Annotated in this window: 20 protein-coding genes, 1 pseudogene and 2 riboswitches; of the genes and pseudogenes, 12 read left to right on the forward strand and 9 right to left on the reverse strand. The window is 49.9% G+C overall.

The features are described from left to right. Positions 1–57: 57 nt before the first annotated feature. Together DP091_RS00925 and DP091_RS00930 are read left to right on the forward strand one after the other, a co-directional pair. On the forward strand, positions 58–507 hold the full coding sequence (locus DP091_RS00925; protein ID WP_113056654.1) for an RrF2 family transcriptional regulator: 450 nt from the start codon (positions 58–60) through the stop codon (positions 505–507). Positions 508–631: 124 nt separating this feature from the next. Next, on the forward strand, positions 632–1,267 hold the full coding sequence (locus DP091_RS00930; RefSeq protein ID WP_113056655.1) for a nitroreductase family protein: 636 nt from the start codon (positions 632–634) through the stop codon (positions 1,265–1,267). A gap of 128 nt (positions 1,268–1,395) precedes the next feature. Here DP091_RS00930 and DP091_RS00935 read toward each other — a convergent pair whose 3' ends face one another. After that, positions 1,396–2,019, reverse strand: a complete 624-nt coding sequence (locus DP091_RS00935; protein WP_113056656.1) for a TetR/AcrR family transcriptional regulator — start codon at positions 2,017–2,019, stop codon at positions 1,396–1,398. A gap of 123 nt (positions 2,020–2,142) precedes the next feature. Here DP091_RS00935 and DP091_RS00940 point away from each other — a divergent pair, with 123 nt between their 5' ends. From DP091_RS00940 to DP091_RS00965, 6 genes and pseudogenes are all read left to right on the forward strand, one after another. After that, positions 2,143–4,383, forward strand: coding sequence for an MMPL family transporter (locus DP091_RS00940; RefSeq protein WP_113056657.1), 2,241 nt, complete (start codon positions 2,143–2,145; stop codon positions 4,381–4,383). A gap of 148 nt (positions 4,384–4,531) precedes the next feature. Further along, positions 4,532–5,014, forward strand: a complete 483-nt coding sequence (locus tag DP091_RS00945) for a tetratricopeptide repeat protein (protein ID WP_113056658.1) — start codon at positions 4,532–4,534, stop codon at positions 5,012–5,014. Between the two features lie 218 nt (positions 5,015–5,232). After that, complete coding sequence (locus tag DP091_RS00950; RefSeq protein ID WP_113056659.1) at positions 5,233–5,478, forward strand: hypothetical protein; 246 nt, start codon at positions 5,233–5,235, stop codon at positions 5,476–5,478. 238 nt (positions 5,479–5,716) lie between these two features. Then, positions 5,717–7,499: pseudogene (locus DP091_RS00955) on the forward strand (ABC transporter ATP-binding protein). Next, on the forward strand, positions 7,496–9,358 hold the full coding sequence (locus DP091_RS00960; RefSeq protein ID WP_113056660.1) for an ABC transporter ATP-binding protein: 1,863 nt from the start codon (positions 7,496–7,498) through the stop codon (positions 9,356–9,358). Before DP091_RS00955 ends, DP091_RS00960 begins: the two are co-directional and overlap by 4 nt. A gap of 72 nt (positions 9,359–9,430) precedes the next feature. Continuing rightward, positions 9,431–9,907, forward strand: a complete 477-nt coding sequence (locus tag DP091_RS00965; protein ID WP_113056661.1) for a GNAT family N-acetyltransferase — start codon at positions 9,431–9,433, stop codon at positions 9,905–9,907. 41 nt (positions 9,908–9,948) lie between these two features. Here the strand turns inward: DP091_RS00965 and DP091_RS00970 are convergent, their stop codons facing one another. Continuing rightward, entirely contained in the window at positions 9,949–10,794 is an 846-nt protein-coding gene (locus tag DP091_RS00970) for a chemotaxis protein (protein ID WP_113056662.1), read from the reverse strand. A 239-nt stretch (positions 10,795–11,033) separates the two neighbouring features. On the opposite strand from DP091_RS00970, the gene DP091_RS00975 reads away from it, so the two are divergent. Continuing rightward, the gene (locus DP091_RS00975; protein WP_113056663.1) at positions 11,034–11,861 is read left to right on the forward strand and encodes a sensor histidine kinase; all 828 of its coding nucleotides are present in this window, start codon (positions 11,034–11,036) and stop codon (positions 11,859–11,861) included. Then, positions 11,858–12,511 carry a response regulator gene (locus tag DP091_RS00980; protein ID WP_113056664.1) on the forward strand — a complete coding sequence of 218 codons (654 nt, stop codon included), beginning with the start codon at positions 11,858–11,860 and terminating at the stop codon, positions 12,509–12,511. The genes DP091_RS00975 and DP091_RS00980 overlap by 4 nt, the downstream gene beginning before the upstream one ends. Before the next feature lie 84 nt (positions 12,512–12,595). Here the strand turns inward: DP091_RS00980 and DP091_RS00985 are convergent, their stop codons facing one another. The 3 genes from DP091_RS00985 to DP091_RS00995 form a co-directional block, all read right to left on the reverse strand. Next, complete coding sequence (locus DP091_RS00985; protein WP_113056665.1) at positions 12,596–12,943, reverse strand: hypothetical protein; 348 nt, start codon at positions 12,941–12,943, stop codon at positions 12,596–12,598. Positions 12,944–13,196: 253 nt separating this feature from the next. After that, positions 13,197–14,903, reverse strand: coding sequence for an ABC transporter ATP-binding protein (locus DP091_RS00990; RefSeq protein WP_113056666.1), 1,707 nt, complete (start codon positions 14,901–14,903; stop codon positions 13,197–13,199). A gap of 63 nt (positions 14,904–14,966) precedes the next feature. Further along, positions 14,967–15,308 carry a hypothetical protein gene (locus DP091_RS00995; RefSeq protein ID WP_113056667.1) on the reverse strand — a complete coding sequence of 114 codons (342 nt, stop codon included), beginning with the start codon at positions 15,306–15,308 and terminating at the stop codon, positions 14,967–14,969. Between the two features lie 224 nt (positions 15,309–15,532). On the opposite strand from DP091_RS00995, the gene DP091_RS01000 reads away from it, so the two are divergent. Further along, a complete protein-coding gene (locus tag DP091_RS01000; RefSeq protein WP_113056690.1) occupies positions 15,533–16,012 on the forward strand; it encodes a nucleoside deaminase in 480 nt (159 codons plus the stop codon). A 42-nt stretch (positions 16,013–16,054) separates the two neighbouring features. Here DP091_RS01000 and DP091_RS01005 read toward each other — a convergent pair whose 3' ends face one another. Then, entirely contained in the window at positions 16,055–16,837 is a 783-nt protein-coding gene (locus DP091_RS01005) for an arylamine N-acetyltransferase family protein (protein ID WP_113056668.1), read from the reverse strand. A 120-nt stretch (positions 16,838–16,957) separates the two neighbouring features. Here DP091_RS01005 and DP091_RS01010 point away from each other — a divergent pair, with 120 nt between their 5' ends. Next, positions 16,958–18,595 (forward strand): YcdB/YcdC domain-containing protein, encoded by a 1,638-nt coding sequence (locus DP091_RS01010; protein WP_113056669.1) that lies wholly within the window; start codon positions 16,958–16,960, stop codon positions 18,593–18,595. A 239-nt stretch (positions 18,596–18,834) separates the two neighbouring features. Here DP091_RS01010 and gcvPB read toward each other — a convergent pair whose 3' ends face one another. Genes gcvPB through gcvT form a run of 3 tightly spaced genes read right to left on the reverse strand, consistent with a single transcriptional unit; the run spans position 18,835 to position 22,747 of the window. Continuing rightward, complete coding sequence (gcvPB, locus tag DP091_RS01015) at positions 18,835–20,292, reverse strand: aminomethyl-transferring glycine dehydrogenase subunit GcvPB (protein WP_113056670.1); 1,458 nt, start codon at positions 20,290–20,292, stop codon at positions 18,835–18,837. After that, a complete protein-coding gene (gene gcvPA, locus DP091_RS01020; protein ID WP_113056671.1) occupies positions 20,289–21,638 on the reverse strand; it encodes an aminomethyl-transferring glycine dehydrogenase subunit GcvPA in 1,350 nt (449 codons plus the stop codon). The genes gcvPB and gcvPA overlap by 4 nt, the downstream gene beginning before the upstream one ends. Then, positions 21,635–22,747 (reverse strand): glycine cleavage system aminomethyltransferase GcvT, encoded by a 1,113-nt coding sequence (gene gcvT / locus DP091_RS01025; protein ID WP_113056672.1) that lies wholly within the window; start codon positions 22,745–22,747, stop codon positions 21,635–21,637. The genes gcvPA and gcvT overlap by 4 nt, the downstream gene beginning before the upstream one ends. A 110-nt stretch (positions 22,748–22,857) precedes the next feature. Beyond that, a riboswitch (glycine riboswitch) is annotated at positions 22,858–22,963 on the reverse strand. Positions 22,964–22,966: 3 nt separating this feature from the next. Next, positions 22,967–23,068: riboswitch (glycine riboswitch) on the reverse strand. Between the last annotated feature and the right edge of the window lie 119 nt (positions 23,069–23,187).

The raw sequence follows: 23,187 nt of genomic DNA on the forward strand, positions 1-23,187 counted from the left end.
TAAAGATGCAGAATGCCTATTTAAGGCAATTCTATTATTGAAAAAGGGGGGAGGAACATGAGCATCCATAAAGAAGCGGCCTCCAAAAAATCGACAATGGCCTGCCCGTCCACTTATAAAACATTCAGCCTAGCCGTGCAAGCACTGGTTACGCTTGAACGTCACTCCGGCAAATGCTCGAGCGGCGATATCGCCTCGTATTTGCACTTGGAATCGACTTTGATTCGACGCGTGCTGAAAACACTTGCGCAAGCCGATATGATTGAGTCGCGTGAAGGAAGAGACGGCGGATACCGGCTCAAGAAGAATGCCTGTGACATTACACTGGCTGAAGTTTACTCGATTCTTCAAGTCCACAGCTCCATCAGCGACAGCATGCTGGATGCGGCTGCCGGACATTGTTTTGCCGAGGAAATCAAGGAATCCTTTGTCGGCATTTTATCCGAGATTGAGGACAGTACCCTGAAAATACTGGAATCCCGGACGATCGCGGACATCGCTCAGTGAACCTTTCAAAATGTGATTGACAAAGAAATCCAGTCTGCTATATACTGTGCATTAAACAACACAGTTAACTCGCGATTTAAACTGTGCAGAAAAATGCACAATATAATTTTGGAGGGGAAAAACCATGTCTACCATAACAAAACCCGATTTTCAAACCGTGATTCAGGAACGCCACTCGGTTCGTCAGTACGACCCGTCGGTAAAGATTTCAAGAGAAGAGATGGAAGCGATTCTGAAGGATGCTACACTGGCACCTTCCTCAAGCAATCTGCAGCCATGGCGCTTTCTTGTGATCGATGATGCTGAGCTTTTGAAGAAGCTCCATCCGATTGCAAACAATCAGGAGCATGTACTTCAAGCCTCGGCCGTCATTGCTGTTCTGGGTGATATGAAATGGTATGAGAAGGGCGAGAAGATCTATTCGATGTCTGAAGAAGCGGGATATATGACCGAAGAGGTGAAGCAGCGCTTTATCTATACGGCCGAAAATCTTTATGCGAATATGGACCAATCCGTAAAAGAAAGCATCGTGGATGTGGATGCCGGACTGATCTCCATGCAGCTGATGCTGAGCGCGCGGGCGAGAGGATATGATACCGTGCCGATGGGCGGATATAACAAAGTGCAGTTCGTGGAGGAGTTTAACATTCCTGCTCATTACCGCAGCGTGATGTTAATTGCTATCGGGAAAGCAGCCGCTCCAGGCCGGCCAACGGTAAGATTGCCGCTTGAAGACGTTGCTTTCTGGAATAAAATCTAAAACATAATCAAAAAGAACGGGGATCCTGTCTGAAGATCTCCGTTCTTTTTGCGTTGAGGCGATCGATGCCCTCGAAGAGCTAATTCTCGCCGATTCATGTTTGAAGGATACAGTTATAGAGCCACGTGTCACTTTGGAAGGTTAACTGCTCCAAACATGAATAGATCTACGATCTCAACAGCCATGTCACGAGGGCTGGCATAACCGTTTCGGGTATCTTCACGATTGCCCAGCATCAGCATAGCGGAGAAAGCCTGCGCCATGAGCAGAGGATTGCCTTCCCGAAGCTCGCCGGAACGCATCGCTTGATCAAAATGATCGGCAATGACTTCATGAATGCGCTGTTCCGCCTCACGGATCGCGGACATCTGCTCCTGGGATAAAAAAGGCTCCGCTTCCCGCATCATCGTCTCCATCTCGGCATGCGGACGGGCGATCTTCGCTTCAGCCACCCGGATTAATCCGCACTCAAGCGTATCGGCTTCTTGCAGAAAGCGATGAGTGGAAGCATATGCTTTATCGAGAATCGCGGTTACCGCTATTTTAAACAGCTCGGGTTTGTTGGTGAAATGATAGTAGATGGAAGCCTTGGTCACTTGGCAAGCCTTCGCGATCTGCTGTAAGGATACGGATTCGTAGCCATTCTCCATGAATAACTTGGAGGCGGTCCAGAGGATGGTTTCCTGGATAGGAGCCTGATCGGCAGCTGCTTTGGGACGCCCGGGATTTCGGGGGTTGCTTATTTTTGTCATGATGACCTCCTGACTATAGTGTAAGACATGCAGGTCGCTTTTTCAAAATAAATATTGATTATTAACCTACCGGTATATATAATTTATTTGGCATTTACACAACGGATTGGAGAGGATCAACAAATGCACGGATCAGGACCGGATTACGGAAAATGGATTGCTGGGAAGCGAAGCAAATGGGTCACGCTTTGCGTATGGATAATCATCGCGCTGGCATTGAATCTGCTATGGCCGGCTGCCGGAGATAAAGAGGATAACAATGCCGCCAATTTGAAGGTGGATGTTCCTTCCGTCATAGCGGAAGCGATGGCTGACAAGGAATTTCCGAGCAATGGGGGCGTGCCGGCTCTCGTCGTGTGGCATAAAGAAAACGGATTAAACGAAGAGGATCTGACTAAACTGCAGGAATTGACAGCAAGCCTAGAGTCCGATCCGCTCCCGTATCAGACGTTCGTTGTTCCCTTCCATCAGCTGCCCCCGCAAGCTTTAAGCTCCCAGTTATCAGAGGATCGGAGCACGCTGGTGATGCCGGTGTTTTTTGAAGAAGATCAGGAGACGGACCAGCTTAAGGAAGGTACGGCCGAGCTGGAGAAGCGGTCGGAACAATTGCTGGGCAGCAATCCGTTTCAGGCTGCCGTCCGGAGCGGAGATGGAATCAGCGCTCGTGTAACGGGACCGGTGGGGATCTCTATTGATGCTACCGGATTGTTTGAGGATGCCGACGTATCGCTCATGATTGCTACCGTGCTGCTTGTTCTGATATTGCTGCTGCTGATTTATCGTTCGCCGATTCTGGCCCTGATCCCTTTGGTTGCGGTCGGCTTTGCGTATATGGTAACAAGCCCGATTCTCGGGATGATGGCGGATCAAGGCTGGATAACGGTGGATTCACAATCCATCGCTATTATGACCGTGCTGCTCTTTGGTGCCGGTACGGATTATTGCTTGTTCCTGATCTCTAGATTCCGCCAACTGTTATGGAATGAGCCGGATAAACGAAAAGCCTTGTTTCAGGCGATCGCCAGTTCATCAGGCGCTATTGCGATGAGCGGTTTCACAGTGGTTTTGTCTTTGTTCGCGCTGCTGCTGGCTCAATACGGGGCATACCAACGATTTGCCGTGCCCTTCAGTTTGTCGATTCTGATCATGTTCATAGCCAGTTTGACATTGGTGCCTGCATTGCTGGCCATTTTCGGCAGAGGTTCGTTCTACCCTTTCATTCCGAGAACGCCGGAGATGCAAGCGGAACGCGCCAAGAAAAATGGCAAGCCGGTCCCAGCTCCGCACGAAGAGAAGGAGAGCCGGATCGGCTGGATCGTGACAACGAAGCCATGGACCGTCGTCTTGGCGGCGTTAGTATTGCTGGGCGGTCTCGCAGCGTTCTCTTCACAGATCAAATTTACCTACGACTTGCTATCCTCTTTCCCTGAGGATGTACCTTCGCGTGAAGGATTCGCCGTCATCGGCGAACAGTTCTCGGAAGGAGAGCTCGCGCCGGTTCGCGTGATGGTGGACAGCAGGGGGCAAGATTTGGACCTCGAGGAGCGGCTGAAAGCTCTGGATTACGTGGATCGCGTATCCGAGCCACAGAAAGGGGCCGAGAATAACGATATCATCGGTTATGAAATCGAGCTGTCCATGAATCCTTACTCCATGGAAGCGATGCAGCATATTCCCGATCTCAGGCAGATCGCGAAGGCTGCCCTTGAGAGGGCTGGAGTCGAGAATCCGGCGGAAGCCGTGTGGATCAGCGGTCAAACGGCTACCCAGTATGACACGGAGATCGCGGGTGAACAAGATGCCAAATTGATCATTCCCGTTGTTATTGGCTTGATTACGCTGCTGTTATTGGTATATCTGAGATCGGTTGTAGCAACCGTCTACCTGATTGCTACGGTCATCTTGTCTTATTTCTCGGCTCTAGGGCTCGGCTGGATTATCATTCACTACGGCCTGGGAGCGGAAGCCATCCAGGGAGCCATACCGCTGTATTCGTTTGTATTCCTGGTCGCGCTGGGCGAAGACTACAACATATTCATGATTTCGAGCATATGGCAAAAACGGAAACAGATGCCGCTGAAGCAGGCGATTAAAGAAGGTGTGGGCGAGACCAGTTCGGTGATCACCTCGGCCGGTTTAATCCTGGCAGGGACCTTCGCGGTACTGGCCACGCTTCCGATTCAAGTATTGGTCCAGTTTGGGATCATCACGGCCATCGGCGTTATGCTGGATACGTTCATCGTAAGACCTTTCCTGGTACCCGCGATCACAACACTCTTGGGCAAGTGGGCTTTCTGGCCAGGCAATTTCGAGATGGTTACTGAAGAGAACAATCAACGCTTAAGCGTTAAGGATAAAGCGTAAATCAATCAGTAATAATTGTTGTGACAACCACCCCATCTTAAGGTTATGTATAAGATGAAGGTGGTTGTTGACGATTTTGACGAGCAAGAAGGGGAGCTGGTAAGATAAGGGAGAGGGCGGCGTTATCAATCAAAAAGGGAAGTGACCTATGGCAACGATACAAGAGGCTATTGAACTCCGCACTGCAGGTCAACCGGAGGAAGCCAAAGAAATTCTCCTCGGGCTGTTAGCCAAATCCCCAAACGATCCCGAAATCCTGTATCAGCTGGCCTGGGTGCATGATCTTATGGGGCTTGAGGGTGAGGCGGTTCCTTATTATGAGAAGTCGATCTCTTCTGGCCTGAAGGATCCTGATCGATGCGGTGCATTGCTTGGACTTGGAAGCACCTATCGTACGTTGGGGATGTACGACAAATCCAAGGGGATTTTGGAGCAGGGCTTGCAGGAATATCCCGGGGCGAGGGAGTTTAACGTATTTTATGCGATGACTTTGTACAATTTGGGACAATACGATAAGGCGATGGCACTTCTGCTTAAAGAAATAGGCGAAACCAGTAATGACGAGGGAATCAAACGCTACGAGAAGGCGATTGCTTTCTATTCGGATAAGCTCGATCAGATTTGGAAGTAATCTAGAGGGAGGGATTACTACATAATTAATGTTATGTAAACCGAGAAATTAGCGTCTGACAATCATAAAATATGGCTTGTTTAATAGCAGTGATGGAATACATGCAAATAATCGTTTCTTCACTTTGCTTAACTCGATTTTAGGCTGCCTTCATCTCTCGTTAAGGTTTGGACCTTATACTAGGTTTGTCACTACAAGTGATGGAAGGAGCAACGCAGATGAACAAGAAAAACAAAATGAATATGTGGTCTCTAGGACTTGGGAGTGCTTTTCTGATGATGATGCTAGCTAATCATGACAATGTGCATGATGGACAAGCCCGATCGGGCATCGCTTCAAGTGCGGCCAGATCCAATGTGGCCATCCAATCCGTTGATAAGAGCCCGGCGGTCAAAATGCCAGAGAACCAGGAAATAACCCCTGAAATGATCAATCAATTCTTGAAATTTGTGGCAGAGACATAAGATAAGGTTGATTCTCTATACGTAACGGTTTTGAAGACCAGTCTCCATGCTGAGGGGCTGGTCTTTTTGGCGTGTGCTCAAAAGGGTCGCTTTGATCAGGCCGATATTGCGGCAGATGTGTCACTAATCAATCGGCTGTAAATTTTTTTGAAAACAGGAACCCATGTTCTTGTCATATCTTCCCAGGAAGCTTATTATTATCAAGAGGGTTAACCTGAAGCGGGAGGATTAGAGACGAATGCAAAGCGATCACATGTTAAACGGCAAGCGAAGGACCACGGGGATTGGCATGTATAGGGAGATGTTATTCCGATACGTATTCCCGCATAAGAAATTGCTGGCAGCCCTGACGGTGCTGCTGTTATTTTCAATCGGGCTGCAACTGATTAATCCGCAGATCATCCGGTATTTTATCGATACGGCACAAGGAGAGGGAAGTCTGACATCGCTTTATTATGCGGCAGGTTTTTTCATCGTATTCTCATTGCTCCAACAAGGCGTTTCCATTGCGGCTGCTTACTATAGCGAGAATCTGGGCTGGACGACAACCAACAAGCTTCGAGCTGAATTGGCGGAGCACTGCCTGTCGCTGGATATGAGCTTTCACAAAACCCAGACCTCGGGCTCTTTAATCGAACGGGTCGATGGCGATGTGAATGCGCTTGCCAATTTCTTCTCCAGCTTTATTATCCATTTGTTCGGCAATCTGCTCCTTATGATCGGAATTCTGGCTCTTCTGTATCGGGAGAACTTTTGGATTGGATTTGTCATGACCGTGTTTGTTGTCGGCAGCATTTACGTCATTCAACATATCCGTCGATTTGCAATACCGGTATGGAAGCGCTGGCGCGAGCTGAATGCGGATTTCTACGGATTCATTGGCGAACACCTCGAGGGCACTGAGGATACGCGTGCTAACGGGGCGGCAGGATATGTCATGAATCGATTCTACGAGATGGCCAGACGCATGCTGCCGGTTCGAGTTCGTGCATTCATCGGATTTTTCCTGATGTGGAGCACAACGATATTGGTGTTTGCGCTTGGCAATGCGGCCGCATTTATCGTCTGCGCCATACTGTGGAAGAACGGACAAGGCGGTTTGACGATCGGTTCCATATATTTAGTGTTTTATTATACCGAGCTGCTAGCCAAACCGATCGAGAAGATCCGCACCCAATTGGAGGACCTGCAAAAGGCAGATGCCAGCTTGATGCGAGTCCGGGAATTGCTTGCAACCGAGCCCAAGATCAAAGACGGACCCGGAGCTCCGCTTCCGGCAGGCCCGTTGTCGGTGGAATTCCGCAACCTAAACTTCTCCTATGAAAAGGGCGGGCAGACTACGCTTGAAAACCTGCAGCTTCGGCTCGAGCCGGGCCAGACTCTGGGGCTGCTCGGGCGTACAGGCAGTGGTAAAACGACGATCGCCCGCCTGCTGCTGCGTTTCTATGATCCGCAGGAGGGAAGCATCGAGCTGGCCGGAACGGATATCCGGGTCTGCAAGCTTCAGGAACTGAGGCGCAAGGTCGCGATGGTTACGCAGAATATTGAGATTTTGGAAGGGACTGTTCGTGATAATCTGACCTTGTTTGATGAAGGCATCGAAGATAGCCGAATTGTATCTGTGCTAGAGGAGCTTGGGCTTGGAGACTGGTATGCTTCGCTTCCCGAAGGGCTCGATACGAGCTTGGCCTCAGGCGGCGGAAGCCTGTCGGCCGGTGAGGCCCAGCTGTTGGCGTTTGCCCGCGTCTTTCTGACGGATCCGGGTCTCGTCATCCTTGATGAAGCATCGTCCCGCCTCGACCCGTTAACGGAGTACCGGATTGAAGCAGCCATTACGCGTCTGCTTCAGGAGAAGACATGTATTATCACACCGCTTGGCCACGGTTCAGCGCGCCGACCGAATTCTCATACTGGAGAACGGAAGAATGCTCGAAAGCGGCCGCAGGGAAGAGCTTGCCTCAGATCCACAATCGCGGTTTAGCCGCATGCTTGCCGTTGGAATGGAGGAGGTGCTGGCATGAAAACGAGGCATTTTTTCTGGCGGTTGATTATGTACCGCCCAGGGTTGTACCTAGTCAACCTGTTTGCATGGTCCCTTATACATATGGCACCGCTGGTTCCCGGACTGTTAACTAAGGCTTTCTTCGACCATTTGGAAGGTACATATGCTTTTCCCTACGGCGTTTGGGCAATTGCCGTGCTCCTCATTGGCGCTGCATTAGCACGAATTGCGCTGATCTTCGGCGGTTTCATGACAGACGTGCATTTCCGCTTCCGGATCAGCACCTTGCTCCGCCGCAATATGCTGTCCCATGTCATGAAGGAGCCAGGAGCGCGAGCAATCCCTTGCTCGCCCGGAGAAGCCATCAGCAATTTCCGGGATGACGTGGATCAGGCAGAAGAAGCGACGAGCTGGTCAGTGGATACATTAGGACTTGTCGGTTTCGTCATTGTCGCTAGCTGGATTCTCATATCCATTGATCTGCAGCTGACGATTCTCGTATTCGTTCCTTTGATTTTGGTAGTCACTGCGGCTCAGATCGCAACCGCGCGCATCCAGAAATACAGGGCGGCAAGCCGGGAATCGACGGCAAAGGTGACCGGTGCGATCAGCGAAATGTTTGCCAATGTGCAAGCCATTCAAGTCGCAGGGGCTGAGAAACGGGTAGTAGAACGGTTTGTAAGCCTTAGTGAGAAGCGGCGCCAGTCCATGGTGAAGGATAAGCTGTTAACGGAAACCCTGTCTTCCGTGTTCACCAACTCCGTCAATCTCGGTACAGGATTGATCCTTGTGCTTGCGAGTCTTAAGATGAGAAGCGGCGATTTTACGGTTGGGGACTTGTCGCTCTTCGTATATTATTTAACTTTTGTCACACAGCTTATATCGAACGTAGGCAACTTCATGACTTACTACAAGCAGATGGGCGTCAGCTTTCAGCGCATCAAATCCATGCTGCAAGGGGCTCCGGCTTCACTGCTTACGGCAGCCAATTATATCGGTATCGGTAAGTTTAGGAACAAACGGAATCAAGAGAAGGAAGCTCATCCTAATCGCAGGGCACAGAAAGATTCGTTGACCCATGGAAGTTTCAATCCCTCAGCTAATTCCACTGCCGAAGACGGCATGGATACGGCTATTATCGAGGCACCGTCCCTCTCGTTGCTTGAAGCGCAAGGGCTGTCGTATCAATATCCCGAAACCGGGCGCGGCATCTCGAATATTAATCTGACCCTACAGCGGGGTACGTTTACAGTCGTTACGGGGATGATTGGCAGCGGTAAAACGACGTTAGTTCGCACATTGCTGGGCTTACTTCCTGCCGAAAAGGGCGAAATCCGATGGAACGGTGAAAGGGTGACGGAGCCAGCTGATTTCTTCATCCCGCCACAAAGTGCGTATACGGCACAGATCCCCAGGCTGTACAGCGATAAACTGCGAAACAATATCCTGCTAGGCATAACGGAGGAGCCGGGGAGTCTGGAGCGCGCATTACATGCGGCTGTAATGGAAGAAGATATCAAGCATCTGCAGCATGGCCTGGAGACGATGGTAGGACCACGCGGAGTCAAGCTGTCCGGTGGTCAAGCTCAGCGGACTGCGGCTGCACGGATGCTCGTACGGGACGCGGAGCTGTATGTGTTTGACGATTTATCCAGCGCATTGGATGTCGAGACGGAGCGCAAGTTATGGGAGAGATTGTTCAGCGAGCGAGGAGGAGCGACTTGTCTCGTGGTATCCCATCGAAAAGCAGCACTAAACCATGCTGACCATATCATCGTGTTGAACGGCGGAGAGATTGAAGCCGAAGGCACGGCGGAACAGCTGCTGGCTTCAAGCGAAAGCTTCCGACAGCTGTGGTATGGTGAAGAAACAGGATAATCAAGCAGATTAGGATTGCAATGGATGGAGTAGATTGTGTATCCATTTCACCTTATAAAGAGGAGATATACCATGCAAAAAGCGGAACATATTCAGCTGGATTTCCGTTCGGCTGAGCACCTGCCCATCTTGGCAGAATTCGAGCTTCCGGATGATCAAGTCCAATTTACCGCTCATCCGAAAGAAGCACTCAACGTAGTTGAGGGTCAGCATCCTATCGTTATTTTAGCGGATGGTCATCCGGTGGGCTTCTTTATCCTGCACGCCACGGAACGCGTCAAAGAGTACACAAGCAATCCTCATGCCATGCTGCTAACCACCTTATCCATTGACCATCGGCAGCAGCGTAAGGGATATGCCAGAAGAGGGATGCTTGCGCTGTCATCCTTCATTCGGAGTCAGTTTCCTACCTGCAGTGAAGTAGTGTTGGCCGTAAACCATAAGAATGTTCCGGCTCAACAGCTTTATGAACGGGTTGGTTTCCAAGATACGGGCAGGAGAAGAATGGGGCCGATCGGAGAACAATGGGTGATGAATATAACCCTATGAGTAACAATGCCGCAAAGACGTCTAGTCTTTGCGGCATTGCTTTATTTAAATTGGTTGACACTCCGCCAGGTCGCTTCCAAACTTGAAGCAATATACTCCAGGATCGGTTTGCTGTAGAAATAACCGCTGTGTGACAGGGGATTCCAGCTGGTTAGCCAGTTTCCCACGTTAACGGATATATCGTTACGCACCGTGCGGTCATATTCTTCATTTATGCCTTTGAGAGGGTAAGCAAGGATATCGTCTTTATCATAGAAATTGACCCATTCTCCCAGCAGCCGATCATGATAGTGCTTCAGCTGCACCGAAGGGACGTCGATCGGCCTATCAAAATCACGGTACCGCATGCTCCACAGCGGCAAGGTGGTTCCCAGCGTATAGAATAAAGTCAGGAGCTCACCCCGTTCCAACGGAGCTTCCGGGTCAACGACAAGACGATGCCCGCGGGAGGAGAATTGCAGATCATAGAAGAAATTGCTGGCGATTACGGATCCCAAGCTATGAGAAATCACGCATAATGGAGCCAGGGGGCCGGCTGCGAGGGCAAGGCGGTGCAGCGCTTCACTGATGGTCCGATGAATCGCCTCATAATTCTGATCTTCGGCTTCCACGGGTTGGTAAGCCACGGCATCCGCCAGATTGTGGATCACGTACTGCCGAAGGTGCTGATAACGTAAACGGTAAGGTTTAATGCTGCTGCTGATTAATTCGGACTCGCGTCCTGCGAATACATCGGCCCAATGAACGGCCTCCATGGCCAGTTGCTCATGCGGTATGCCAGAGGTTTGAGAGAAGGTTTCTCTCAATTTTTTCATGAATTTATCCGCATAGTCTTTCTTCTGTGTTCCCAATCCGTGTACAATGATCACTGCAATTTTTTGCTTCATCTAACTGCAGCTCCCTTCATCGGAAATGGAATGAATGGATATCTTTTACTCTTTATACGCGATTTGTGCTCGAATTGTAAATAGGTTATTTCAGTACGGGTGAAACTGGTGAGGTCAGTAGCTCTTTAGAGTCATTCCGTTTATGGTCAATTTTGATTACAATGAAGGATAGCCAGCTGCTATTTGTTAAATAAAGCGACGGCTACATTTATGTTTTGAAATGAAATAGGAGGCAGGGTATGTCCTATAAACAAATGAAATGGTTGATTCTGATCATTCCCACTTTGACGATTGGCATATGGGAGTATGTTCGGCATGAATTCCTGCTGCCTTATATATCGATGGATCTTGGCAATCTGCTCGCGCCTGTAATCGTGTTCTTGGTTTCCATTCTGTTTCTTACCCAGCTGTTCTCATTGATCGAACGGAACCAGGAGGAACTAAACCAATCCAGAGCACTGCAAGCCGCCATGCATGAAAGAGAGAAGATTGGCCGAGAGCTCCATGACGGAATCGCCCAATCCTTGTTCTTGCTGAACGCACAGATTGACCGAATTGAGAAATCGGGGCTAACCGGAGAAATTCCATATCAGGATATTAAGGAAAGTGTCCATCGAACCAATGCCTATGTACGAGAAGCTATTGCTAATCTCCGATATCCGGCAGATCCGCAAGCCATTCCGTGGATGCATAGCATGGACAGCTTGATTAAGGAAATTAAGGAGGAGACGAATCTGCATTTCGACGTGCAGTGGGAAATTCCGGATGAGATGCTATCCGCCAAAGAAAAGGTGGAGCTGTTGGCTTCGATCAGGGAAGCCTTATTGAATATCCATAAGCATGCCGAAGCGAAGCACGTCATAATAACCGCGAGAGCGGCGGAGTCAAGCTGGCACTGCTCCGTCAGCGATGATGGCAAAGGGTTTGAGTTGGACAAGCCGCTCGGCGGCAACCGGTATGGAATCAAAATCATGAAGGATCGGGCTGAGGCCATGGGCTGGAAGTTCAAGGTGGAAAGACGCAACAACAAGACGATTATCAGCATTCGGAAGGAGAATACCGCATGAACGAGCAGCCGTTTCGCGTGTTAATCATCGATGACAGCGATCTTGCGAGAGAAGGGATTCGCACCATTCTAAGCAGCGATCCGACCTTTGAAGTCGTGGCCGAAGGACAAAGCGGCGAGGAAGCGCTGGAACTGACCGAAATCTGGATGCCTGATATTATCCTCATGGATATTCAGATGCCCGGAATGGACGGATTGGAAGCGACCAAGCGAGTGAAGGACAAATTTCCTTACGTTAAGATTGTCATGGTTACGGTGTCCGACGACATCGCTCACTTGTTTGACGCCCTGAAACGTGGAGCGCAAGGCTATCTGCTAAAGAATCTGAATCCCGAATCATGGCACGAGTACCTCAAGGCTATTGCTGTAGACGAAGCGCCGATGAGCAGGGAGCTCGCTTTCCGCATATTGAAGGAATTTTCGCAGCATGACAAGCCGGACCCAAGCAGTAGTCCATTGACGGCACGGGAAAAAGAAATATTGGGGCTCGTCGCCGAGGGGTTATCCAACCGCGATATTTCGGTTAACTTGTGCATATCTGAGAATACGGTCAAAAACCATCTGAAGAACATTTTACAAAAGCTGCATTTGGAAAATCGGGTTCAGCTGACTCGTTATGCCTACGAACAAGGATGGATGGGGAAGAGATGACGTCAACAACGGGGATTTGGCGTCCGAGAGGACGTTGGCAGAGAAAGGGATCAGGCGAAAAAGGCATCCGTGCGCTAGATACGCTCATTTCTGTTTAACAAGGAATATGCCCAGCGCGATGATACCGATGCCGGCCCAATTTTTCCATGTAGGGACTTCCTTCAGGAATAAGTAAGCCACCCCTAACGAAATCAGGATTTCCAGGCATTTGGAGAAGATCAACGTATAGCCTAACTGATCGGTGGCTTTATATCCATAACGGATCCCGTATCCGATGCACATGTTGGCGATGAGGAACAGAGGAAGCATGAATAACTGAAACTGCAGCGTAGGCCAGAACAGGTGCTGGATATGCTTGGTTTGGTATGAGAAGACAAGGTTGATCATCGACAGTCCGCCGAAGAGTAGACCGACACTGTAGATATAAAACATAAAGGGCCTCCTGGAACTGATGTCTTAGTAGTACGCCATTAATGTTTCCATGCGGCAACTTTTTTATCCCAAGGACAATGAGGCTAAAATTCTGTTGCGAGACATCATGACAGCTTGTCTAATGATTCGATTCATAAATAGTCTTGAAAAAAAGGATGCCTCGTTTCTAAGCGGAGGCATCCTTTATATATTTGATACGGGATTTCATGACGATCCGTTTAGTATTCATGTGAAACTACGGATCATGGGTTCATTAGTGAACTTGGTGAAGCCTGCTGTACACGCCGCCGGAATGAATCAATTCCTGGTGCGTCCCTTGTTCGGCAATGCCTTCGGAATTGACGACGATAATCCGGTCCGCGCTCTGAATGGTGGTGAGCCGGTGAGCGATCACAAGGGTTGTTCTGCCGACGGACAGCTCAGCCAGGGATTTCTGGATTTGCGCTTCCGTTTCCGTGTCGAGTGCCGAGGTGGCTTCGTCCAGTATAAGAATCGGCGGGTTCTTAAGGAACATTCTTGCAATGGACAAGCGCTGCTTCTGACCGCCGGACAACTTGACGCCGCGTTCCCCAATCACTGTTTCCATACCGTCCGGCAGGCTTCGAATCAGTTCATCGAGCGATGCACGCCGTGCAGCTTCCCAGATTTGCTGGTCCGTTGCATGTAAGTCGCCATAAGCGATATTGTCGCGGATCGTACCGGAGAACAGGAACACATCCTGCTGCACGATGCCGATATGTTTCCGTAGATTTTGCAATTTGATATTCCGGATGTCGATCCCATCTACCGTAATCCTCCCCTGATCCACGTCATAGAAACGGGGGAGTAGGCTGCAGATGGTGGTCTTTCCCGCACCGGACGGTCCTACAAACGCAACCGTTTCTCCGGCACGAATCGTCAGATGAATGTTATTCAGTATCGTTCGGGAAGGCTCGTATCCGAAGGTTACGCCTTCAAAGCGGATATCTCCCCGTACAGATGAAAGGGATACGGCATCAGGCACATCGGCGATCTCCGGCTCGGTTTCCATGATTTCCAGGTAACGTTTAAAGCCGGCGATCCCTTTGGGATAGCTCTCAATGACGGCATTGATCTTCTCGATCGGACGGAAGAAGATGTTGGAGAGCAGAAGGAAGGCCATGAATTCACCCATCTCAATTTTGCCTTGGATGAAGAACCAGGCACCGCAGATCATGACGAATACCGTGATCAGACGCATCAGCATATAGCTGATAGACATGCTTTTTGCCATCGTTTTGTAAGCCAGCAGTTTTGTCGCCCGGAATTGCTTGTTCTCTTCCTGAAACAGTTTATTCTCATGCTCTTCGTTCGCAAACGATTGAACTACACGGATACCGCCGACATTGTCTTCGATGCGGGCGTTGAAATTCCCTACATTACGGAACAGTTGACGATAGGTCGTGGTCATTCTGCCTCCGAACTTAATGATCAGCCATGCCATCAACGGCACGATGATAAAAGTCAGAAGCGCTAGTTCTAAGTTGATGTAAGCCATTAAGGAGAAGGAACCGAGCAGCGTCATAACGGCGATGAACACATCTTCCGGTCCGTGATGGGCTACCTCTCCGACGTCATTAAGATCATTCGTGATGCGTCCCATGAGATGGCCGGTTTTGTTGTTATCAAAGAAACGGAAGGATAACTTCTGGATGTGGGAAAACATTTTCTCCCGCAGATCCGTCTCGATATTAATGCCGAGCATATGCCCCCAGTAAGTTACGATGTATTGCAGCGCGGTATTCAGCGCATAGATGGAGAGAAGGACGATGCAGGCAATCAGGATAAGCGGCCAATCCTGGCTGGGCAGCAGGTCGTCAATGAATTTGCTGACGGCAAGCGGGAAAACGAGCTCCAGCAGTCCGGCAATAACGGCGCACGTAAAATCCAAAATAAACAATCCCTTATAGGGCCGATAGTAAGAAAAAAACTTTCTGATCAAGAATTATCACGCTCCAAGTTCTACCTCTGTCATGGTTATTGGTTTAAGATTAGCGGACAGCCATTATGGGCTGTCTTGCGATGGTTTCGTATCATACAGCTCAAAAGCCTGAATGTACTCCTGAATGATCTGGTCTACCGCTTTCAGCTCTCCGCTGATCACTTCTCTGATGGCTTCAAGGTCCGGGTCATTCACTTGTTTCTTCAAAGTCTCCCGTTTCACAATCAAATTGTCCAAAAAGGAAAGCGCGCGCCCCCGGCGGAACGTCTGCGCCATCTTGCCGCCTTCCCTGCCGCCGTAGCCTTCCTCTCGCCGTCTTCCGTGCCGTCCGCCGTGCCGGTGGCTGTCACGCTCGCGAGGCTCCGACCGTTCATGACTCGATGTATCCTGATCCTCTTGGCGCATATAACATCAACCTCCTTAACAATAATACGTATACATTTGTATACCTTTAAAGTGAGTGTATACGTTTGTATACACCTTGTCAATCCATTTTTCTCCATTTGACTGGAATAATGGAGGAGATTAAAGGAAGATATGCTATGATGATAATTAGCTGTCCCAGGTGATTGGCATGGATGGATAACAGCATCGGGATCAGGATGAACATGGGAAGGGAGCTGTACACAATGAGCGAACATAATCATGAGTACTGGATGCGTCAAGCGATTGCAGAGGCCCATCGAAACGTTCAACATGTGGAGGGTGGTCCTTTTGGAGCGATTGTGGTGAAGGAGGGTCAAGTGATCGGCAGGGGCCGTAATTTGGTTACCGCGCTGAACGACCCGACGGCTCATGCCGAGGTGCAAGCCATAAGGGAAGCATGTCAACACCTGGAGGATTTCCAATTAAAAGGCTGTACGATTTATACCAGCTGCGAGCCTTGTCCGATGTGTCTGGGGGCCATCTATTGGTCCAGACCTGATGCCGTTTATTATGCAAGCACGAAGAAGGATGCGGCTGCGATCGGATTCGACGATCATTTCATTTACGATGAAATCGCGATGCCGATGGACCAGCGCTCCATCCCTATGAAGCAGGTTCAAACAGCGGATTATTTGCTGCCATTTCAAGCGTGGAGCTCCGCCGAGCGCAAAGTCGAATATTAACAATAAAACCGGGCTCCCTGCATGGGAAAGCCCGGTTTATTCTTATTTATGGATAGGAATGCCGAAATATGTATAGAGTGCTTCGGTATATTCCTGTGCATTGCCCGGTTTAAAGGTGTGGACGCCGCCGGCTTTGTAAATTCTGAATTCGTCATCATCCACGGTGTTTCTGCCTTCTGCCGTACGAATGGATACGCGAGCCGTTTTGTTAAAAGGCGAATCGGGGGCATACTCGCACCAGAATGAAGTGGTGATGAAATCTCTCGGCAGGTTAGGTTCTTCTGTAAAGGAGAAGACGGGATCCCAGGCTTCTTTTTTCCACTCTTCGAGCATCCAGCCATACGCTTCCGTTTGGACGAGCCGATAGGTCTCGTTCCCCTGGGTCTGCACAAGGCCATCCACCAATTCCAGAGGATGGCGAGGTCCGGCTCCCCCGACGCCGACATCGGCAATATATCGTTGTTCTTCAATATTCACCTGCAGAATATGATGCCGACGTTTAGCAGGCGTATCAGTTTCATCCCGCCAGAAGCGTCCGAAGTAATGAGTGACCTTGAATCCCAGTTCCTGCAGCAGCCAGCCGAACAACGCATTGAGCTCGAAGCAGTAGCCGCCGCGATGCCGAGTTACGATTTTATCGTAAAGATCGGGGATATCCAGGGACAGTGGAATTCGATCAAGGATATCGAGATTTTCATAGGGAACGGTATGCACATGCTGTTCCTGCAATCTGGCGAGCATATAAGCGCTGTTTACAATCGGGCCCGTGTATCCAATACGCTCAAGATATGGGTTTACATCCAGGCCATGTATCGGGTTACTCATTTGATCACCGCATCTTTCGTCTTTTGTCAGCTTGGTAGAAGTAAGCCGTATATAATTATATACTTTATATCATATAATTGGGCGTACTAATAGAGAACAAGAAGGAGGCGAGGAGACACTATGCCAATGGATATTACGGCGCTTCAGGCAGCTGCAAGAGCGATCATCTTCATACCTGAGCGTTATGAACTTGTTATGGAGGATAACACCCCCAATGGGTACGATGAAAAAGCGAGAACGTTTATATGGGAGGACCCTGAACACGAGGATAATCGAATAGAGGTCTCATTAAGTCTTGGATCCGGACAGCTGATGAGGCTTCAGATCGAGCGAGAGCGGGATCATGTGATAGAGGAAATATATCCGATTGAGCATGCAATTGAAGCAGCTAAAAGGTTCATGATTCAGCATCATCCGGATAACGAAGTGCTGACTTATATCCATTCAAAGACCAAAAGAAATGATTATGATATTGAGTTTAGAGCCGAGGTCGGCGGATTGCCGTTACCGAGCTCCGGTTGCGATATTCGGCTAGACCCTAATTTAAATATCGTTCATTACAAGGCAGAATTATTTTTGGGAGAAGAGCTTCCGGTTTGGCCGGCCAAGATTATCAGCGCCGAGGCTGCCAAGCAAAGGATTGTTCAAGATCTGCATATGCAGCCAATCATAACCATATTGTATCCTTCTGTGTATGACATGGAAGGGGATGAAGATCAGCATCGTCTGGTCTATGAACCGATTCAAGGCCGTCGTAACATCGATGCAATTACAGGTGAACCTTTGCATAGTCTGCAGCATGATTTGCTGCCGCCGAGTGTTCCAATCATCCAAGCGGAACATGGAGAATTGAATAGGGAGAATCTCCATGCCATCAACCCTATTCTTCCACCAAGCCATGGACTTGCGGATGCAAGCTCAGATGAAGATTCAAGTTTGATTCAATTCTGGGAAGCGCAGCTAGGCATTGATACGGAGCGATATGTGCTTGATAAGCCTAGGGGAGACGATCAAAACCTGATTTTATTATACTTCGATACAAGCGATATTAATGAGGATGAAGAGGATCGTTCTGCGACCGATCCGTTATCGGTAGATGTATATTTTGAAAGACGTTGGGGAACCGCACTTCGTAATCTTCAAGCAGCGTTTATGATACATATTGATAAATCGACAGGTTCCCTGGAAGCGTACCATCAAAAACAGGACAGCCGGAATGAAGAAGTCAGATTCACACGCGAGCAATGCTGGGAAAGAGCAGAGCTTTTCTTGCGAAGCTTTTTTCCTTCGTACGCAAAGTACCTGCAATTGGAAGTGAAATGGGATGGGGAAGACGGAGGAACGGACAGTGAGCCAGGGGGAGATGAGGGTGAAGCTGAACCGCTTGATCGTGAGTTCTTCCACATGCCGCTATATATTGATCAATACCGCGTACGGCTGGAGCGGGTAAATATCAGTGTAAGCACGATTACGGGTGAAGTGCTTCTCTACCGCGGTGTGTCTATGAAGAAAATCCGTGAATTGGAGGCAGGTAAGTTCGAGGCTGTGGTTTCTCCCGAATCAGCGCTTGCCCGTTTCGTAGAACAGTTTGATGTATCGCTCAAATGGTTTGATTATTATGATGGCAACACAGTACACTACCAGTTAATTTATGATCCCGTATGCAAGAGGAGAGTTGAAGTGGAAGGAAACCATGCAGAATATGTATTAGATTTCATTGATGCCATGAGTGGAGAACTAATATGGTCCAAAGCCTGAGCAAACGAGTGATGCAGAATCGTATAGTATCAGGGAATGACAGTAGGTTTATTGGTCTCCGAAGAAATGCCCCCCAATTTCTTACCAAGGAGTTAGAGTGGCAAGTTGGCTGCAGCTGTATAGGCATCATTTAACAGGTGTATTAATCCCTATGTTGTACAGCACATAAAAGGGTGTCCCTTACCGCCGATCCTACGGCGAGGGACACCCTTTCTTACGGAATAAAGATCAATTCAATATTAACCACAAGTGCAGTTCAGAACCGGTTTGCGTGCCGCCGTCGTTTCGTCAAGTCGTTTCACGACCGTGGTATAAGGGGCGCCTATGACAACCTCCGGCGTGGTTTCGGCTTCTTTGGCGATCTGGATCATCGTGTCAATGAAACCGTCCAGCGTTTCTTTACTCTCCGTCTCGGTCGGCTCAATCATAATGCATTCCTCTACGTTGAGCGGGAAGTAAATGGTTGGCGGATGATAGCCAAAATCAAGCAGCCGCTTGGCAACATCCAGTGTCCGCACGCCAAACTCTTTTAGTTTTTTGCCGGATAGCACGAACTCGTGCTTGCAAAGGCCCGGGTAGGCAACTTCGTAATAAGGAGCCAGACGGTGCATCATATAGTTGGCATTCAGCACTGCAAGCTCCGAGACGCGGCGAAGTCCTTCCGGTCCATAGGTGCGAATATACGTGTAGGCCCGGACCAGGATGCCAAAGTTGCCATAGAATGCCTTCACGCGGCCGATGGATTGCGGACGATCGTAATCCCAATAGTAGGTGCCATCCTCGCGTTTGGACACGATCGGTTTTGGCAGGAACGGGATCAACAGGCTCTTCACGCCGACAGGGCCCGCACCGGGGCCACCGCCGCCATGCGGCGTGCTCATCGTTTTGTGCAGGTTGAGATGAACCACGTCAAAGCCCATGTCGCCTGGGCGGGTAATGCCCATGATGGCATTGGAATTGGCTCCATCATAGTAGAGAAGACCGCCTGCCTCGTGCACGATTTCGGCTATTTCCACGATTTGCTCTTCAAATAGTCCGAGCGTGCTAGGGTTCGTCAGCATCAGTGCGGCCGTATCATTACCAACGACGGCGCGCAGGGCATCCAGATCCACCATGCCGCGCTCATTGGATTTAATCGTGATCGTGTCGTAACCGGCAACCGTTGCGCTGGCGGGGTTGGTGCCGTGCGAGGAGTCGGGAACAATGACCTTGGTTCGTTTCTCGCCGCGGCTTTCATGGTAAGCACGGATCAGCATGAGTCCCGTCCACTCCCCATGCGCACCCGCAGCGGGCTGCAGCGTTACTTGATCCATCCCGGTAAGTGCCGCCAGATCATTCTGCAAGGTGTAGAGCAGCTCCAGAGCGCCTTGAATGCTTTCTTCTGGCTGGTACGGATGAATCTTGGCAAAGCCGGCAAAACGGGCAACGTCCTCATTGATCTTCGGGTTGTATTTCATCGTGCATGAGCCGAGCGGGTAGAAGCCGTTATCGATGCCGAAATTACGCCGCGACAGCTCCGTATAGTGACGAATGACATCCACTTCATATACTTCCGGCAGTTCGGCCGGTTTGCCGCGCAGCAGACCCTCTGGTATTAATGAAGCGGCGTCGATCTCCGGTACGTCGCATTCGGGAAGGGAATAGGCGACACGGCCGGGCTTGCTGAGTTCGAATATCAATGCTTTTTCCGGTTTCATACGATCGCCTCCAATTCACCAATAAATTGGTCGATTTCTTCCTTCGTCCGCCGTTCGGTCACAGCGATTAGCATACATCCTTGAAGCTCAGGGTACGCAGCGCCAAGATCATAACCTCCGATGTAACCTGCACCCAGAAGCTTCGAGTTGATCTCCTTCACGTTCGTTCCTTCAGGCAGCTTTACCACAAACTCATTGAAGAACGGCGAGCTGAATGGAAGGGAGAGGGAGCCTTTGGCGACACGATCGGCAGCATAATGGGATTTGCGCACATTCAGAAGCGCCGCCTCTTGCATGCCTGCTTTACCCAGGGTGGACATATAAACGGATGCACACAGCGCGAGCAGCGCCTGGTTCGAGCAGATGTTCGACGTTGCTTTTTCGCGGCGAATATGTTGTTCACGTGCCTGCAGCGTCAGTACAAAACCGCGTTTGCTGTCCTGATCGACGGTTTGACCCACAATTCGTCCGGGAATGCGGCGCATCAGCGGCTCGGATACCGCGAAGAATCCGCACGTCGGTCCGCCAAGAGAAGCTGGAATGCCGAGCGGCTGGGCATCGCCGACAACGATGTCGGCTCCAAGCACGCCAGGGGATTCCAGTAAACCGAGGGACAGCGGGTTTACGCTCAGGACAAGCAATGCTTTTTTCTCATGAACCAGCGGTTCGATCGATTTCACGTCTTCAATGCAGCCGAAAAAGTTCGGTGATTGCAGAAGGACGGCGGCGGTATCTTCCGTTATGGCAGCGGCAAGTGCATCCTGGTCGGTAACACCATTGACGATGCCGACTTCCACGACTTCCAGATCGAGGCCGCGAGCCGAGGTCAGAACGATTTCCCGGGCTTCGGGATGGACGGCACGCGATATGACGATTTTCTTCCGTTTGGTTGCACCGCTGGCGAGAGCCGCAGCCTCAGCAAGCGCCGTGGAACCGTCATACATGCTGGCATTGGCCACTTTCATGCCGGTCAATTCACAAATATAGGATTGAAATTCAAAAATCGCTTGCAGCTCGCCTTGGCTGATCTCTGGTTGGTAAGGCGTATACGCCGTGTAGAATTCAGAGCGGGAAATCACATGATTGAGCACAACCGGAATATGGTGGTCGTACAAACCGGCCCCGAGAAAGCTTGTATAACGGTCAAAATCGGCATTCCGGTCCGATAGGTCGCGCATATGCTTCAGAAGTTCAGGTTCACCCAGCCGTTTTGACATGGGAAGGACGCCGTTGTAACGGACCGCTTGGGGGATATCGGCAAACAGATCTTCGATCGTTTCCGCGCCGACCGCAGCAAGCATATCGGCTTGATCCTGATCCGTCATAGGCAAGTAACGATGCTTCATGTTAAGGCAGCTCCTCTTTTGTAGAATGGGGTTTTTACTACTTTGGCTTTTAACTTCTTACCGCGGATCTCAACCCATACCTCGGTATCGAGGCTTGTATATGGCGTTTCGATCAATGCCAATCCGAGATTTCGCTTGAGTGAAGGGGATTGGGTACCGCTGGTCACTTCACCGATGGGTTCTCCTTCATGGTTGTATACGGGATAGTGGGAGCGCGGGATACCGCGATCGATGAGTTCAATGCCGACCAGCTTACGCGGCACACCGTCTTGCTTCTGCTGTTGAAGCGCTTCCCGACCGATGAAATCGCCGCTGTCCAGCTTCACAAAGAACCCGAGACTGGCTTCAAGCGGAGAGATCGTGCTCGAAAGCTCTTGGCCGTACAATGGCAGTTTCGCTTCGAAACGGAGTGTATCACGCGCGCCCAGTCCGGTTGGAACAAGGCCATGTGGTTCTCCGGCGGTTAAGAGCTCTCTCCAAATTGCGGGAGCATCCTCAGAGGAGCAATAAATTTCAAAGCCGTCTTCTCCGGTATAACCGGTACGGGACAGTAGGGCGGAGCAGCCGCAAACCTGTGCGTTCTGGATAAAATGGAAGGAGGGGAGTTCGTCTAAGACCTCAGTCGTGGCCTGTGACATGATGTTTACGGCCGCAGGTCCCTGAAGAGCAATCAGAGCCGTCTCAGCGGACACATTACGGATGGTGACATCACCTGCAAGATGGTCTTGAAGCCACTGGAGGTCTTTGTCGATGTTGGATGCGTTCACTACCAACATAAATCGGTCAGCCGACAGTTTATACACAAGCAGGTCATCTACCGTACCGCCGTTGTCGTAACACATCAACGTGTATTGGGCCTGACCCATCGATATGCGGGTTACGTCATTCGTGGTCATCTTCTGGATAAATGCTTCAGCGTCTTGTCCGGTGACGATAAATTCACCCATATGGGAGACGTCGAACAGGCCGGCGTGCTTGCGTACGGCTTCATGCTCTTGCACAATGCCTGAAAATTGCACGGGCAATTCCCAGCCGCCAAAGTCGATGCAGCGGGCAGAAGGAAAATCGGAATAAAGCGGGTAAAGCGGTGTACGTTGTAATGAACTCATCTCTTCACCTCTTCGAATTGGCATGATCAATCGGGGAAACACCAAAAAAGGACAGACAGAAGGATAACAAGTCGTGCTGAAAAAAGCCCGCTCGTTGCGTAATCCTTCTGCTCTGTCCTTTGTACCTGAGAGTTACCCCACATGTCATGTAAGTATAATGTCAAGCGTGTGTGAGTTTCCCCGTGGGTGATTCTACATTCAGAATTCTCTCCAGAGGTGCGTCCGGTAAAGGTCCTTTTGCCTGAGAGATTCACCGTGTTACGGCTTACTCCTTCGGCGCTACCTGTCAACCCTGTCGGTAATCTCTCCCGCTACCATCATCCGCGTGAAAATTATTGAGTTGTCATCATCTTCCTTACGTTCTTGTGATTATTATAAACGTGTCTCTCCATAAAGTGTCAACCTTTATTTCACCAAAATATTTTCAATCTTAAAATTTT

The sequence above is a fragment of the Paenibacillus sp. MDMC362 genome, assembly GCF_003269305.1.
Taxonomy (GTDB): Bacteria; Bacillota; Bacilli; order Paenibacillales; family Paenibacillaceae; genus Paenibacillus_AQ.

Bases quoted from the DNA above. Each gene is read 5' to 3' on its own strand.
- gcvPA (WP_113056671.1), bottom strand. From the start codon at position 21,638: ATGAAGCATCGTTACTTGCCTATGACGGATCAGGATCAAGCCGATATG.
- DP091_RS00940 (WP_113056657.1), top strand. From the start codon at position 2,143: ATGCACGGATCAGGACCGGATTACGGAAAATGGATTGCTGGGAAGCGA.
- DP091_RS00960 (WP_113056660.1), top strand. From the start codon at position 7,496: ATGAAAACGAGGCATTTTTTCTGGCGGTTGATTATGTACCGCCCAGGG.
- DP091_RS00930 (WP_113056655.1), top strand. From the start codon at position 632: ATGTCTACCATAACAAAACCCGATTTTCAAACCGTGATTCAGGAACGC.
- DP091_RS00945 (WP_113056658.1), top strand. From the start codon at position 4,532: ATGGCAACGATACAAGAGGCTATTGAACTCCGCACTGCAGGTCAACCG.
- DP091_RS01005 (WP_113056668.1), bottom strand. From the start codon at position 16,837: ATGAGTAACCCGATACATGGCCTGGATGTAAACCCATATCTTGAGCGT.
- DP091_RS00980 (WP_113056664.1), top strand. From the start codon at position 11,858: ATGAACGAGCAGCCGTTTCGCGTGTTAATCATCGATGACAGCGATCTT.
- gcvPB (WP_113056670.1), bottom strand. From the start codon at position 20,292: ATGAAACCGGAAAAAGCATTGATATTCGAACTCAGCAAGCCCGGCCGT.
- DP091_RS00975 (WP_113056663.1), top strand. From the start codon at position 11,034: ATGTCCTATAAACAAATGAAATGGTTGATTCTGATCATTCCCACTTTG.
- DP091_RS01000 (WP_113056690.1), top strand. From the start codon at position 15,533: ATGAGCGAACATAATCATGAGTACTGGATGCGTCAAGCGATTGCAGAG.
- DP091_RS00985 (WP_113056665.1), bottom strand. From the start codon at position 12,943: ATGTTTTATATCTACAGTGTCGGTCTACTCTTCGGCGGACTGTCGATG.
- DP091_RS00995 (WP_113056667.1), bottom strand. From the start codon at position 15,308: ATGCGCCAAGAGGATCAGGATACATCGAGTCATGAACGGTCGGAGCCT.
- DP091_RS01010 (WP_113056669.1), top strand. From the start codon at position 16,958: ATGCCAATGGATATTACGGCGCTTCAGGCAGCTGCAAGAGCGATCATC.
- DP091_RS00925 (WP_113056654.1), top strand. From the start codon at position 58: ATGAGCATCCATAAAGAAGCGGCCTCCAAAAAATCGACAATGGCCTGC.
- DP091_RS00965 (WP_113056661.1), top strand. From the start codon at position 9,431: ATGCAAAAAGCGGAACATATTCAGCTGGATTTCCGTTCGGCTGAGCAC.
- DP091_RS00935 (WP_113056656.1), bottom strand. From the start codon at position 2,019: ATGACAAAAATAAGCAACCCCCGAAATCCCGGGCGTCCCAAAGCAGCT.
- gcvT (WP_113056672.1), bottom strand. From the start codon at position 22,747: ATGAGTTCATTACAACGTACACCGCTTTACCCGCTTTATTCCGATTTT.
- DP091_RS00970 (WP_113056662.1), bottom strand. From the start codon at position 10,794: ATGAAGCAAAAAATTGCAGTGATCATTGTACACGGATTGGGAACACAG.
- DP091_RS00950 (WP_113056659.1), top strand. From the start codon at position 5,233: ATGAACAAGAAAAACAAAATGAATATGTGGTCTCTAGGACTTGGGAGT.